The 15,318-nt window shown below is 61.8% G+C and carries 8 protein-coding genes; 2 read left to right on the top strand and 6 right to left on the bottom strand.

What is annotated here, in order from left to right; genetic code table 11:
• Window position 1: 1 nt before the first annotated feature.
• The 3 genes from narH to DMZ65_RS11550 form a co-directional block, all read right to left on the bottom strand.
• Entirely contained in the window at window positions 2-1,528 is a 1,527-nt protein-coding gene (gene narH, locus DMZ65_RS11560) for a nitrate reductase subunit beta (RefSeq protein WP_116599054.1), read from the bottom strand.
• Window positions 1,525-5,271, bottom strand: a complete 3,747-nt coding sequence (locus DMZ65_RS11555) for a nitrate reductase subunit alpha (RefSeq protein WP_116599053.1) — start codon at window positions 5,269-5,271, stop codon at window positions 1,525-1,527. The genes narH and DMZ65_RS11555 overlap by 4 nt, the downstream gene beginning before the upstream one ends.
• A 64-nt stretch (window positions 5,272-5,335) precedes the next feature.
• Window positions 5,336-8,062: a nitrate/nitrite transporter gene (locus tag DMZ65_RS11550; RefSeq protein WP_116599052.1), complete on the bottom strand. Its 2,727-nt coding sequence runs from the start codon at window positions 8,060-8,062 to the stop codon at window positions 5,336-5,338.
• Window positions 8,063-8,317: 255 nt separating this feature from the next.
• Here DMZ65_RS11550 and DMZ65_RS11545 point away from each other — a divergent pair, with 255 nt between their 5' ends.
• Window positions 8,318-9,016 (top strand): cyclic nucleotide-binding domain-containing protein, encoded by a 699-nt coding sequence (locus DMZ65_RS11545; RefSeq protein ID WP_116599051.1) that lies wholly within the window; start codon window positions 8,318-8,320, stop codon window positions 9,014-9,016.
• Window positions 9,017-9,136: 120 nt separating this feature from the next.
• Window positions 9,137-10,480, top strand: coding sequence for a magnesium transporter (mgtE, locus tag DMZ65_RS11540; protein WP_116599050.1), 1,344 nt, complete (start codon window positions 9,137-9,139; stop codon window positions 10,478-10,480).
• Here mgtE and DMZ65_RS11535 read toward each other — a convergent pair.
• The 3 genes from DMZ65_RS11535 to DMZ65_RS11525 all read right to left on the bottom strand — a co-directional run bounded on the left by DMZ65_RS11535 (window position 10,472) and on the right by DMZ65_RS11525 (window position 15,300).
• Window positions 10,472-10,798: an MliC family protein gene (locus tag DMZ65_RS11535; RefSeq protein ID WP_157960615.1), complete on the bottom strand. Its 327-nt coding sequence runs from the start codon at window positions 10,796-10,798 to the stop codon at window positions 10,472-10,474. The two genes, mgtE and DMZ65_RS11535, sit on opposite strands and share 9 nt — an antisense overlap.
• A gap of 234 nt (window positions 10,799-11,032) precedes the next feature.
• Window positions 11,033-14,134 carry an efflux RND transporter permease subunit gene (locus tag DMZ65_RS11530; RefSeq protein WP_116599048.1) on the bottom strand — a complete coding sequence of 1,034 codons (3,102 nt, stop codon included), beginning with the start codon at window positions 14,132-14,134 and terminating at the stop codon, window positions 11,033-11,035.
• Window positions 14,131-15,300, bottom strand: coding sequence for an efflux RND transporter periplasmic adaptor subunit (locus DMZ65_RS11525; RefSeq protein WP_116599047.1), 1,170 nt, complete (start codon window positions 15,298-15,300; stop codon window positions 14,131-14,133). Before DMZ65_RS11525 ends, DMZ65_RS11530 begins: the two co-directional genes overlap by 4 nt.
• Window positions 15,301-15,318 lie beyond the last annotated feature (18 nt).

Here is a 15,318-nt window from a genome sequence, read left to right as displayed (position 1 = left end):
ATCAGAATGTCTCCGTCGGAAGGGCAAACGGCTTTTTCTTGCCGCCGAACAGCGTGGTCTTGCCCGTGTCGCCGGTGGAACAGCCATTGCCGTCGGTGAAACCACAGCCGCCGCGAATGTCGCCGCCTTGCTCGTTCTGTTCACGGTGCGACGTGGGAATGGCGAAACGATCCTCGTAATCGGCGATGGCCATGATCTTGTACATGTCCTCGATCACGCGGCCCGCCATGCCCACACGGGCGGCAATCGCTTCGTCACGCACGCCGTCAACGCTGAGGGCGCGCATGTAAAGCCGCATCGCAGACATGCGTTCCAGCGCGTGCACGATGGGTTCCTCGTCCCCTGCCGTCAGCATGTTGGCAAGGTATTTCACCGGGATGCGCAAGCTGCGCACGTCCGGCATCTGATCGCTCATGGCGATCTGCCCCGCCTGTGCGGCGTTCTGAATGGGCGACAGCGGCGGGATGTACCAGACCATCGGCAGGGTCCGGTATTCAGGATGCAGCGGAAAGGCCACCTTCCAATCCATCGCCATCTTCCAGACCGGGCTGACCTTGGCCGCCTCGATCCAGTCCTCGGGCACACCGTCACGGCGCGCCGAGGCGATCACTTCGGGGTCGTTGGGGTCCAGAAACACATCCAGCTGCGCGCCGTACAGATCGGTTTCACGTTCCGAACTCGCCGCCGCCTCGATCTTGTCGGCGTCATACAGGATCACGCCCAGATAGCGGATGCGCCCCACGCAGGTTTCCGAACACACCGTCGGCTGACCGGACTCGATGCGCGGATAACAGAAGGTGCATTTTTCGGACTTGCCGGTATCCCAGTTGTAATAAACCTTCTTGTAGGGGCAGCCGGAAATGCACATCCGCCAGCCGCGACATTTTTCCTGGTCGATCAGGACAATACCGTCCTCCTCGCGCTTGTAGATCGCGCCCGAGGGGCAAGAGGCCGAGCAGGTCGGGTTGAGGCAATGCTCGCACAGGCGCGGCAGATACATCATGAAGGTGTTTTCATATTCCCCGTAAATCTCCTTCTGCACATTCTCGAAATTGTAATCCTCCGACCGTTTGGAAAACTCGCCGCCCAGGATTTCTTCCCAGTTCGGGCCTTTCTCGATCTTCTCCATCCGCTCGCCGGTGATCTTCGACCGGGGCCGCGCAGTCGGAAAGACGCTGCCTTCGGAAGCGGATTTCAGGTGGTCATAGTCGAAATCGAACGGTTCATAGTAGTCGTCGATTTCCGGCATGGACGGGTTGGCGAAAATATTCGCCATGATCCGCCATTTGCTGCCCTGTTTGGGATGCAGCTTGCCACTGGCCGAACGGGTCCAGCCGCCGTGCCAGCGTTTCTGGTTCTCCCAATCGGTCGGATAGCCGGTGCCGGGTTTGGTTTCGACATTGTTGAACCAGGCGTATTCAACGCCGTCGCGGCTGGTCCAGACGTTCTTGCAGGTGACAGAGCAAGTGTGACACCCGATGCATTTGTCGAGGTTCAGAACCTTGCCGATTTGTGCGCGAACTCTCATTCTGCTGCCTCCACTTTTTCGGTTGCGGGCTGATCCAGCCAGTCGATTTTCTTCATCTTGCGCACGATCACGAACTCGTCGCGGTTGCTGCCCACGGTGCCGTAGTAGTTGAACCCGTAGGACAGCTGCGCATAGCCGCCGATCATATGCGTGGGCTTCAGCGTGGTGCGGGTGACAGAGTTGTGGATGCCGCCGCGATTGCCGGTCTTTTCGGACCCCGGCGTGTTCACGATCTTTTCCTGCGCGTGATACATGAACAGCGTGCCTTGCTTGATCCGCTGGCTGACCACCACCCGCGCGGTCAGCGCGCCGTTGATGTTGTAGGCTTCCACCCAGTCATTATCGACCAGCCCGGCCTTCTTCGCGTCCAGTTCGGACATCCAGACAACCGGCCCGCCCCGGTTCAGCGTCAGCATCAGCAGGTTGTCGGTATAAGTACTGTGGATGCCCCATTTCTGGTGGGGCGTGATGAAGTTCAGCACGACATGCGGGCTGCCCTCGGCCGCGTCGTTGTTGACCGCCTTGGTGATCGTTTTCAGGTCCACCGGCGGGCGGTAGCTGACGAAGCCTTCGCCAAAGGCCCGCATCCATTCGTGATCCTGATACAGTTGCTGGCGCCCGGTCAGCGTCCGCCACGGGATCATCTCGTGCACGTTGGTGTAGCCCGCGTTATAGCAGACCTCCTCGCTTTCGATCCCCGACCATGTGGGGCTGGAGATGATCTTGCGCGGCTGCGCCGCGATGTCGCGAAAGCGGATCTTGGTGTGATGCGCGCCTTCGGCCAGATGCGCGTGATGACGGCCCGTGGGCTTTTCCAGCTCTTCCCACGCCTTCACGGCCACCTCGCCATTGGTTTCGGGGGCAAGCATCAGGATCATTTCCGCCGCGTCGATTGCGGTGTTCAGCTTGGGCTGGCCTTTCGAGATACCCTCGTCCAGCACCTCGCCGTTCAGGTCGCGCAGATGCCCGACCTCGTCCTTGGTGTCCCAGTTGATCCCCTTGCCGCCATTGCCCAGCTTTTCCAGAAGCGGCCCGACAGAGGTGAACTTCTTGTAGAGGTTCGGATAATCCCGCTCCACCGCGACATAATTCGGCGCGGTCTTGCCGGGGATCAGGTCACATTCGCCCGTCTTCCAGTCTTTCACATGGGCCTGTGCCAACTCGCCGGGTGTGTCATGCAGCAGCGGAACCTGCACGATGTCCGTCTCCAGCCCCAGCACCTCGGGCGCGACTTCGGAAAACTTCGCGGCAATCGCCTTGAAGATTTCCCAGTCGGATTTGCTTTCATAGGCAGGGTCCACGGCCGCCTGTAGCGGGTGGATGAACGGGTGCATGTCCGAGGTGTTCAGATCGTCCTTTTCGTACCAGCTTGCCGTGGGCAGCACGATGTCGGAATAGACGCAGGTGGTGGACATCCGAAAATCAATCGTCACCAGCAGGTCCAGCTTGCCCTTGGGTGCCTCATCGTGCCAGGCGGCCTCTTTCGGGATCACACCGCCTTCCTCGCCCAGATCCTTGCCCATCACGCCATGATCGGTGCCCAGAAGATGCTTGAGGAAATACTCATGCCCCTTGCCGGAGGATCCCAGCAGGTTCGAGCGCCAGACAAACAGGTTGCGCGGCCAGTTTTCCGGCGCGTCCGGGTCTTCGCAGGACATCTGAAGATCGCCGGATTTCAACTGCTCGACGACGTAATCCTTGATCTCCTTGCCCGCGTCCTTCGCGGCCCTGGACACGTCAAGCGGGTTGGTTTTCAACTGCGGCGCGGAGGGCAGCCAGCCCATACGCTCGGCGCGGATATTGTAATCTATCAGGCTGACATCCCAATCGCCCTTTGGCGCTGTCGGCGACAGGATCTCGCCCGCACTCAGCGTCTCATAGCGCCACTGATCGGTATGCGCGTACCATGCGCTGGTCGCGTTCATGTGGCGCGGCGGGCGGCTCCAGTCCAGTCCGAAGGCCAGCGGTTGCCATCCGGTCTGCGGGCGCAGCTTTTCCTGCCCGACATAGTGCGACCAGCCGCCGCCCTCCTTGCCGATACAGCCGCACATCACCAGCATGTTGATGATCCCGCGATAGGCCATGTCCATGTGATACCAGTGGTTCAGACCGGCCCCCAGAATGACCATGGACTTGCCTTCGGTCTTTTCCGCATTGCCCGCAAATTCACGCGCGACGGCGATGATCTTTTCACGCTCCACACCGGTGATCTTTTCTGCCCAGGCGGGTGTATAGGGGCTGTCATCGTCGAAATCCTTCGACACCCATTTGCCGCCAAGCCCCCGGTCCAGCCCGTAATTGGCGCAGAACAGGTCAAAGACGGTGGCGACAAGCGCCTCCTTGCCATCGGCCAGCGTCACACGCCGCGCCGGGATGTTGCGGGTCAGAACCTCGGGGTGGTCGCATTTCACGAAATCGCCGGTCGCGGCCCCGCCGAAATAGGGGAAATCCACACCGACAACCTCGTCATGGTCGCCGTCAAGGATCTGGCTCAGACGCAACTGCGCCTCGCCCCCCTTGGCGCGCTGTTCAAGGTTCCACTTGCCCTCTTCGCCCCAGCGAAACCCGATAGAGCCGTTGGGCGCGACGATCTGGCCCGACGCCTCGTCATAAGCGACGGTTTTCCAGTCGGGATTGTTGGTCTCGCCCAGCTTGTCGCTGAAATCCTCGGCCCGCAGCATCCGGCCCGGAATAAGGTGGCCATCCTTTTCATCCAGCCGGACCAGCATCGGCATGTCGGTATATTTGCGGGCATACTCCTCGAAATACTCGGCCTGCCGGTCAAGGTGGAACTCGCGCAGGATCACATGTCCCAGGGCCATCGCCAGCGCCGCATCCGTGCCGGCCTGCGGGTTCAGCCAGATATCGCCGAACTTGGCGGCTTCGGAATAGTCGGGGCTGACCACCGCCGACTTGGTACCGCGATACCGGACCTCGGTATAGAAATGCGCGTCGGGCGTGCGGGTCTGCGGCACGTTCGACCCCCAGAGCATCAGAAAGCCCGCATTGTACCAATCGGCACTTTCGGGCACGTCGGTCTGTTCACCCCAGGTCTGCGGCGACGCGGGCGGCAGATCGCAATACCAGTCGTAGAAGGACATGCAGGTGCCGCCCAGAAGCGACAGATACCGCGCGCCGGCCGCATAGCTGACCATCGACATCGCCGGGATCGGGGAGAACCCGAAAACGCGGTCCGGGCCATAGGTCCTGGTCGTATAGGCATTGGCGGCGGCCACGATCTCTGTCGCCTCGTCCCATGTGGCGCGCACGAACCCGCCCTTGCCACGGGTCTTGGTATAGGACGCCCGAAGGATCGGATCGTTCTGAATGGCGGCCCAGGCTGCAACCGGCGTCTTCTTGGCGCGCATCTTGCGCCAGATCCGCATCAGGCCACCCCGGATCAGCGGGTTCTTCACGCGGTTGGCCGAATACAGATACCAGCTATAGGAGGCGCCGCGCGCGCAGCCGCGCGGCTCGTGATTGGGCAGGCCCGCACGGGTGCGCGGATAATCGGTCTGCTGGGTTTCCCATGTGACGATGCCGGATTTGACGTAGATCTTCCACGAGCATGACCCGGTGCAATTCACCCCATGCGTGGACCGCACGATCTTGTCGTGCCGCCAGCGGTTTCGGTAGGTCTCTTCCCAGTCGCGGTTCTCGCGGGTCGTCTGGCCCCACCCGTCCGAGAATGTCTCCAACTCCTTGCTCTGGAAGAAGTTCAGTCTGTCAAGCAAATGGCTCATCTTGCTGTCCTTTCGGTATTCAGGCTGCGGGCGGCGCGTGTCGCCGCCCGCTCAAAGGGGAGTGTCATTGGGCAGGCTGCGCGGTGGCCCCGCCGATACTGCCGCCGCCGCTCTCGATATCGTGCAGCAGGCCACCGGGGCGCGTGTAGACGACCCAGGTGATGACGACGCAGAGCGCGTAGAAGATCAGGAAGCCCCAAAGCGCCCCCACCGCCGATCCGGTCATCGCGATGGATGTGCCGTAGGCCTTGGGGATGAAGAACGCACCATAGGCGGCAATGGCCGAGGTGAAGGCGGTGATCGCGCCGGATTCCATGGCGATCTGCCGCTTGCGGTCCTCCAGCCCCAGATGCGGCATCAGGCGCGGCACCTCGCGGCCCATGATCACCGGGATCATCTGAAAGGTGGACGCATTGCCCACACCGGTCAGGAAGAACAGCGCCATGAAACAGGCGAAGAACCCCGTGAACGACCCGACCCCGAGAAAGAAGATCACGCCGAAGGTGGCCGCGATCATCGCAAGGAACGTCCAGAAGGTGACGCGCCCCCCGCCGAAGCGGTCGCTGATCCAGCCGGTTCCCGCACGGCTGAGCGCGCCCACCAGCGGGCCGAGGAACACATAGTTCAGCGCGTTGATCTCGGGGAAGGCCAGTTTTGTCAGCAGCGGCAAGCCCGCGGAATAGCCGATGAAGCTGCCGAACGTGCCGGTATAAAGGACACACATCAGCCAGTTATGCACACGCCCGAAGATCACCGACTGATCGGCAAAGCTGGCGCGCGCATCGGCGATGTCATTCATGCCCAGCCACGCGGCGACCGTCGCCGCAAGGATGAACGGCACCCAGACGAACCCGGCATTCTGCATCCACAGCATGCCGCCGTCGGACATGGTCTGCGGCTGCCCGCCCATGGCCCCGAACACGCCCGCCGTGATGACGATGGGCACAAGGAACTGCATGACCGACACGCCCAGATTGCCCAGACCCGCGTTCAGCGCCAGCGCATTGCCCTTCTCGGCCTTCGGGAAGAAATAGCCGATATTGGCCATTGACGACGCAAAGTTGCCGCCGCCCGTGCCGCATAACAGCGCCAGCACCAGGAAGATCAGATAAGGCGTGTCGGGGTTTTGTACCGCATAGCCAATGCCCGCCGCCGGCAGCAGCAGCGACGCGGTCGACAGCGTTGTCCAAAGCCGCCCGCCAAAGATCGGCACCATGAAACTGTAGAAGATGCGCAGCGTCGCCCCCGACAGCCCCGGCAGCGCCGCCAGCCAGAAAAGCTGGCCCGAGGTAAAGTCGAACCCGATCGCGGGCAGACGCGCCACAACCATCGACCAGACCATCCAGACCGAAAAGGCCAGAAGCAGCGCCGGGATAGAGATCCACAAGTTGCGCCGCGCCACGGCCCTGCCCTTATCGGCCCAGAAAGCCGCGTCTTCGGGATGCCATTCCTCCAGCACACGCGGAATTTCCATGCGCTCCGGGTTATGGACATCCTGCATCTCGGGCAATGCGGGCAACTGGTCCAGCGCGGTGCCGTGGGCGGCACGTTCCATCGCACGGATCGACAGATGCATCCATGCAAGCGCAATCGCGACCAGCACGAACAGCAGCGCAAAACACGAGGTATAGATGCCGGTCAGGTCCAGAAGCGCGCCGAAGATGATCGGCAGGGCAAAGCCCCCCAGCCCGCCGATCATCCCGACAAGACCGCCGACGGCCCCCACATGCTGCGGATAATAGACCGGGATATGCTTGAACACCGCCGCCTTGCCGAGGCTCATGAAAAAGCCAAGCGCGAACAGCGTGCCGACAAAGGGCCAGAACGCCATGGAGGTGGAAAAGGTGATCAGCCCGTCCTTGCCATGGACCACATAGTCGGTCGGCGGATAAGACAGCATGAACAGCAGGATCATCGAAAAGCCGAAGGTCCAGTACATGACCTGACGCGCGCCGAACTTGTCGCTCAGATGTCCGCCATAGGCCCGGAACAGCGAGGCCGACAGGCTGAAAGAGGCCGCCGCCATGCCCGCCGTCTTCACATCCACTTCGTAGACGTCGATCAGGTAATGCGGCATCCACAGCGCCAGCGCCACGAAGGCACCGAACACGAAGAAGTAGTAAAGCGAGAACCGCCAGACCTGAAGATTTTTCAAAGGCGCGAATTGCTGCGCCAGCGACGGTGCCTTGGCCCCGGAATTGCGGCGCGCCACCAGCTCGGGGTCGTCCTTGGCCAGCACGAAGAACAGCACGCCGATGGTGGCAAGGCCGGCCGCCCAGACATAGGCCACACCGTGCCAGCCGTAAGCCACCATGACGAATGGCGCGACGAACTTGGTGACCGCCGCGCCGACATTGCCTGCCCCGAAGACCCCCAGCGCCGTGCCCTGCCGCCCCGCATCATACCAACGGCTGACATAGGCGACACCGATGATGAACGACCCGCCCGCAAGCCCGATCCCAAGCGCCGCGACCAGATACATGATATAGCTGTCCGCCAGCGTCAGCGCCCATGTCGCCAGCGCCGTCAGGATCATCTGGCTGGAAAACACCAGCCGCCCGCCATATTTCTCGGCCCAGACGCCCAGAAACAACCGCGTGACAGAGCCGGTGAGGATCGGCGTGGCCACCAGCAGCCCGAATTGCGTGTCGTTCAGGCCAAGCTCGGCCTTGATGGCGACTCCGATAATGGAAAAGATCGTCCAGACCGCGAAACACGCGGTAAAGGCGATCGTACTCAGGCTCAGGGCGCGCGTCTGATCGGCGCGCGAGGCTGTGGCTGCGGTCTGCATGGCGGGGCCTCCGGCGAGAAATTGCGTCTTTACCCCTTGGCGGGGGTCACTGCCGTATCTGCATCGCGCGCGGGCCGGATAAGTTGATCCAGATCATAAAACAGAAAAAGAATAGCAAAATAAGCTACTTACAAGACAAATATCATATCCGAAAGCCTGATAGGTCAAGCGCAATTCAGCACAGGTCAATCGAATAATTGACAATTATCAATCAGCTGGCCGATACTTACCCAACGCGACCGCTAAGGAAGTGCCATGTCCGATTCCGAATACCGCGATATTCAGAAACTCGACCTGTTCGCGCAAATGACAGATGGGCATTTCGCCTCTTTGATGCAGGGCGCCTATGTCCAGAATTTCCCTGCTCAGGTCGAATTGATTACCGAAGGCGACCCAAGCGATTTCCTGCATGTCGTTCTGTCCGGCGCAGTCGATCTGTTTTCGGAATGGAACGGCAGGGCGACCAGCATGGCCACCGTGCGGCCGATCTCGACCTTCATTCTGGCCGCGACGATCAAGAATGCGCCCTATCTGATGTCCGCGCGCACGTTGGAAAAAAGCCGGATCGCCCTGATACCCAGCCAGGACGTCCGCGCGATTTTCGACAAGGACAGCGGTTTTGCCCGTGCGATCGTGACAGAGCTTTCGCAATGCTACCGCGCCGTCATCAAGGCCCAGAAGGACATCAAGCTGCGCAGCTCGCTTGAACGGCTGGCCAATTATCTGCTGCGCCAGCAAAGGCATGCCGGCGGTGGCCCGATATTCGAGCTGAATTCTGAAAAGCGCCGGCTGGCATCGGTATTGGGCATGACCCCCGAAAACCTCAGCCGCGCCTTCAAAGGCCTCCAGCCACATGGTGTCACCGTCAACGGCAGCCGCATCACGATCAGCAATCAGGCGGGCCTCGAAGAGTTCGCCAAACCCAATCCGCTGATCGACGATGCCTCGTCCTGACGGCCAGCAAATGTGCGGCACCGGCAGCGCATGGCTTGCGTGACCGGGCGCGCTTGTTGACGGTGACGGCGGGCGCTATTCATTTCCCGCCCCCTGCCCGCATGTCAAAGGACGCCTCCCATGCCGATATATGACCGACACTCGACGGGACATCTGCCATCGGCACATGCATCGGCAGAGACCATCGCGACATTTCTGGCATCCGCGCATGTCGTCGATGTGGCCTCCTGGATCGAACAGTTGCCCATTGCAAAGAGATCACAACAGCTTTTGGATGTCGATCCGGGGCGCCGGGCTAATGTGTTCGGGAAACTGTCACTGCCCGCCCAGACCGATCTGGCAGGCACCATTGCCGCCCCCGACCTGGCCAGAATCGTGACCCGGATGGATGCCGATGACCGCGCCGATCTGTTCAACCATCTCGCGCCGGACGACCAGAAGGCATTGATGGCAGAACTGGACGAGGCGGACCGGGCCGATATTCGCCGCCTTTCCGTCCATGGTGATCGCTCTGTCGGTGCGCTGATGACATCCGACTATGCCGTGCTTGCCGAAGACATGACCGCGCAAGACGCCCTGGCGGCATTGCGCCGGCAAGCACCGGACACGGAAACGATCTACCGCTCATATGTTCTGGACGACAATCGCCACCTTATGGGCTCGATCCGGCTGCATGAACTGGTTCTGGCCGACGATATGACGCCGGTCGCCGCGTTGATGGAATCGGACCCCATTTCCGTCTCCGCGGATGCCACCCGCGAGGACGTCGCGCATTTGATTGCGCGCTATGACCTGCTGGCGCTGCCGGTCGTCGATGCAAATGGCGTATTGCTGGGCATCGTGACCCATGATGACGCGACCGACGCGATGCAGGCGGAAATGACAGAGGATTTTCAGAAGATCTCGACGGTTCTGCCATTCTCGCAGAACATGCGGCAGGCCAGTATCCGGCTGCTTTATTCAAGGCGCATCGTCTGGCTGGCTTTGCTGGTTTTCGGCAACCTCTTTTCAGGCGCGGGCATCGCCTATTTCGAGGAAACCATTCTGGCCTATGTCTCGCTGGTGTTTTTCCTGCCGCTTCTGATCGACAGCAGCGGCAATGCCGGCGCGCAATCGGCCACATTGATGGTGCGCGCCTTGGCCACGGGCGATGTGGTGCTGAAAGACTGGCGGGACCTGATCGGACGCGAATTGTTCATCGCCGCAGCCCTTGGGGCGACCATGGCATTGGTTGTCTTGCCGCTGGGGATCTGGCGCGGCGGGTCCGGTGTCGCGCTGGTTGTCGGGGCGACGATGTTTCTGGTGGTCATCATCGGCAGCCTTGTTGGCATGTCACTGCCATTTCTTCTCAGCCGCCTGCACCTTGATCCGGCAACGGCCAGCGGGCCGCTGGTCACCACGATTTCCGACGCGCTTGGCGTTCTGATCTACTTTTCAATCGCCACGACGATGCTCTCACTCTGAGGGTGGGGCATCCTGCACCTGACACTCCAGGTCGCCGCCTTCCGACATCTCGTTCTGCAAGGTTGCGGTTTCGCCCTTGGTCCACCAGACATGCGCGCCAGAGGCATAGCGCGCCCCGGATCCAGACACGACATTCACGAAAATACGCTGTTCCCCGTCCACCGGAAGGATCGCAAGCGCATTTGCCCCGGCATTGACATATTGCACGGCAAAGCTCTGGCCGTCGCCGCAGGAATAGTTTTGCGCTGTCACGCTATCCATTCCGCCAATTTCCAGCGGGATGGACACGGTCACATCCGCCGAAGCGGTTCCTGCCATCAAAACGACAGCACATGTTGAGAAAATTTTGCGCATGGTGTGAACGACCTTCCTAAGTTGCGGAGTCCATGTCGGCCGGGCCTTCGGGTGAACCAAGCTCACCAATCAATCCTGCATCGGCCAATCGCTCTCGGTCCGGCAGATCTCGCAGATTTAGACCCGAACGCAACAAGAAACTGCTCGGTGGTGACAAAGGTATAGCGCGCAGACAGATCGGCAAGGTCGCGGGCCGGATCAGGCCGCTTGCGCCCGCGCCTCCGAAAGCTCTCTGACCAGCCGCGCCTCTTCCTCCGCCTTCGGCGTCGAGAACCGCGCCAGCAACAAATAAGCCACCGGCGTCAGGTATAGCGTCGAGACCGTGGCCAGCCCCAGCCCGCCAACAATGACCCAACCCAGCGCCTCGCGCGCCTCGGCCCCCGCGCCCGAGGACAGGATCAGCGGCACGCCCCCCAGAACGGTCGAGGTCATGGTCATCATCACCGGACGCAAACGGATCGTCGAGGCATCGAAAATCGCTGAGCGGACGTCCTGCCCCTTGTCACGAAGCTGATTGGCAAATTCGACGATCAGGATGCCGTTCTTGGCCATGATCCCGATCAGCATGACCAGCCCGATCTGGCTATAGACGTTCAGGCTCTGCCCGGTCATCAGCAGCGCAAACACCGCACAGGCCAGCCCCAAGGGCACGGTGGACATGACAACGACGGCCGAGATGAAGCTTTCGAACTGTGCGGACAACACCAGGAATACCACCAAAATCGCGAAACCGAAGGTGATGAACAGGCCGTTATTGGTCTGATCCAGCGTCGCCGCCTCGGCCAGCGGCACGATCCGGTTCTGTTCGGCCAGCACCTCTTCTCCGATGGCCTGTACCGCGATCAGCGCGTCGCCCAGCGACATTTCGGGCGTCAGCCCCGCCGACAGCTCGACCGAACGGTTCTGCCCTTCCCGGTCCAGCTCCGGCGCCACGGCGCGTTCCTCAAGTGTCACGAAACTGGACATCGGCACCATCTGCCCCGCGCCCGTCTGCACAAAGACATTCTCAAGATCGCCGGGATCGTTCACCGGGTCCGAGGTCGATACCATCTGCACGTCATAGCTGGCATCGTCGATGAAAACCGACGCGACCCGGCGCCCGTCCAGCACCGCCTGCAATGCCTGCCCCAGCCCCGAAATGTCGATGCCCAGATCGGCCGCCAGCGTCCGGTCGATCTGCACGAAAAGCTGCGGTTGCGTCTGCTCATATTCCAGCCTGACCTGCCCCAACCCCGGAACATCTCGCATCCGGGCCACCATGGTTTCGGCCACATCCGCAAGCTGATCGTAGCTGTCGCCAGTGATCGCAAAGGCCAGCCCCCTGCCCGCCCCGCGGATCCCCAAAGAGTTCGGCTGAATGGCGAATGCCCGCACCCCGATGATGCCGCGCAGCTTGCCGTTGATCTCGCCCACGATCTCTTGCTGGGCGCGGTCCCGGTCTTCCCAATTCGCCAGCGTGAACACCATGAAACCGCGACTGTCAGAGCCGAACCCGCTGATCGAGAACACATTCGTCACTTCGCCGCTGTCGCGAAGCGGCGCGATCAGATCCTCGATCTGGCGCATCTTCGACTGGGTATACTCCAGCGACACGCCCTGCGGGGCGGAAATGCTGAGCAACGCCACGGCACGGTCTTCCGGCGGCGTCACTTCTTGGCGAATACCCCCCGCCACCAGCGCCGCCGTGGCCGCCACGAAGATGGCGATCAGCACGATCACGGCGGGCATGTTCAGCGCCCCGCGCAAGGTCATTTCGTACAGGCGCACCAGCCGGTTGCCCAACCAGACCATCGGGCCGCGCGGGTCTTTTGCAGGTGGCTTTGTCAGCAACCGGCTGGCCAGCACCGGACACAGGCTAAGCGCCACGACCGAGGACAACAGCACCGCCATCGCCAGCGTGAAACCGAATTCCCGGAACAACCCGCCCGCCTGCCCCGGCAGAAAGGACAGCGGCACGAACACCGCCGCCAGCGTTGCCGTGGTGGTCACGACCGCAAAGAACACCTGCGCCGTGCCGTTCACCGCCGCGGCCCGTGGCCCCATGCCCGCCGCGCGTTGCCGCACGATGTTCTCCAGCACCACGATCGCATCATCGACAACCATGCCCGTGGCCAGCACCAGCGCCAGCAGCGTCAGGATGTTGACCGAAAACCCGACCAGATAGATCGCCGCCAGCGTGCCGACCAGCGCCACCGGCAATGTCAGTGTCGGGATCAGCGTCGCACGCACATCGCGCAGAAAGATGAAAATCACCGCCACCACGATGGCTACGGCAATGCCCAGCGTCTTCAGAACCTCGCTGATCGACCCCGAAATGAAGGTCGCATCATCCGAGGTGACAAAAATCTTCACATCATCCGGCAGGCTCTGGCTGAGGTCATCCACAACCGCCCGCACATTGGACGAGATTTCCAGCGTGTTCGACGTGGCCTGCCGGACAATGCCAATGCCGATGCCCTGCTGCCCGTTGGCCCGCAACACCGTTTCACCCGGCGCTGGCCCCAATGTCACGCGCGCCACATCGCCGATCCGGACGTTTTGGCGGATTTCCAGCGCCTCGAACGCCGCCTCTGTGGCCACGCTTGCCGTGGTGCGGACATTGATGGATTGCCGGTCCCCCGCCAGATCGCCCGCAGGCGCATCATAGGCCACATCGGCCAGCGCCCGCTGCACATCGCCCAGCGTCAGCCCCCGGCTGGCCAGCTCCAGCTGGTCAATATCAATCCGAAAAACCGGCTTTCTGTCACCGTAGATTTGCAGATCTGCCACCCCCTCGACCGAGATCAGGCGATCCTCGATCCGGTCCTCGACAATCGCGGTCAGCTCCTGCGGCAACCGCCCGGCAGAGGTGACGGCGATCCGCATGACCGCCTGCGCATTGGCATCCGCCTTGACGATTTCGGGATCATCCGCCGCTTCGGGCAGTTGGTTGACGATCCGCGCCACCGCGTCGCGCACATCGGTCGCGGCCACGTCAATATCCACGTTGTCGTTGAATTCAAGCGTGACCCGGCTGCGCCCGAACCGCGAATTTGACGCGATGGCCCGCACGCCCGAAACACGCCCCACAGCGCCTTCGATGCGCCCGGTCAGTTCCTGATCCACGGTTTCGGGGGCCGCGCCAGAAAATCTGGTCGTGACGGTCACAACCGGGCGGTCCACATTGGGCAGTTCCCGCACCTCGACCCCGACAAGCGCGGCAAGACCCGCCAGCACGATCAACGCGTTCAGCACAAAGGCAAGGATCGGACGGCGCACGAACAGCGCCGTGCCGGGCGACGAAATGGCAGCGCCGCTCATAGCGCATCCTTGCGGTCCGCGTCCGCCACGGCATTGGCGGTTTCCTGCGGCCCCACAGGCAAGACTTCGGCCCCGTCACGCAGCGTTTGCACCCCTTCGGTCACAACAGCATCCCCGGCGGTCAGATCGTCGGATTTGACCAGAACGGAATCGCTGTTGCGCTGCGCGATGGTGACCTCGACCTTTTGCGCCTTGCCGTCCCGCACGACCCAGACAAAAGGGCCGTCGCTTGACCATTGCACCGATAGCGGCGCGATCGACAGCAGCGTTTCACCGGGAAAGCTGAGGCTGACCGAAAACGCCATCCCCGCGCGTAGAAGATCGTCAGCATTCCGCACCTTGCCCCGCACCAGCAAGGTGCGGCTGGCCCGGTCCACCACCGTGTCAATCGTGGCAATCTCACCTTTCAGGGTCGTGTTGCGCAGGCCCAGCGGCGTGACATCAACCCCCTGCCCTTCCGCGATCTTGCCAACCACCCGTTCCGGCACGCGAAAGTCGATCAGAATCTCGGAACGGTCTGTAATCGTTGCAAGAATATCCTGACTATTGACCCGATCGCCCTGCGAGATGTCGATGATTCCGACCCAGCCGGAAATCGGCGCGACCACTTCGCGCTGCGACAGGTTGAACTCTGCCTCCCGCAATCCAAGCTCGGCGCTGCGCACCGCGTTTTCGGTCTCGTTCAGGCGCACCTCGGTGACCGCACCGCGTGTCTGCAACTGCTTGACGCGCTCTTCTTCCTTGCGGGCCTCGTCCAGCCGAAGCTGGGCCTGCTCCACCGCGATCTGCTCGGCCTCGTCCTCCAGCCGCGCAATCACTGTTCCCGCCTCCACACGCTGACCCGAGGCCAATGTCAGATCGGTGATCACCCCGACAGCGTTCGACCGGACCGTGACGGACCGCAGCGCGCGGCCGTCCCCGATCGCGGTAATCCGGTCGGCGATGGCCCGTTCCTCCGCCTCTTCCGTCACCACCTTCGCAGCCCCTCCCCCGGACCATCCCGCCCCGGAAGGTGCCGCTTCGGTTTCAGGCATCTCGACCCCCAAAAGGTCAAGCAATCCCAGCTTGTCCAAAAGCGGTCTGGACTGCGGGACATAGGCCACCCAAAGATAAAGGCCGCCAGCGGCGACAATCAAAACAAGGATGAGCTGACGAAGAATATGCATGTAAGGCTTTCATCACTG

It is taken from the genome of Primorskyibacter marinus, assembly GCF_003313245.1.
GTDB classification, from domain to species: Bacteria; Pseudomonadota; Alphaproteobacteria; order Rhodobacterales; family Rhodobacteraceae; genus Primorskyibacter; species Primorskyibacter marinus.
The sequence above is the reverse complement of the archived record's forward strand: the minus strand, read 5'-3'. Positions and strand labels throughout refer to the sequence as shown.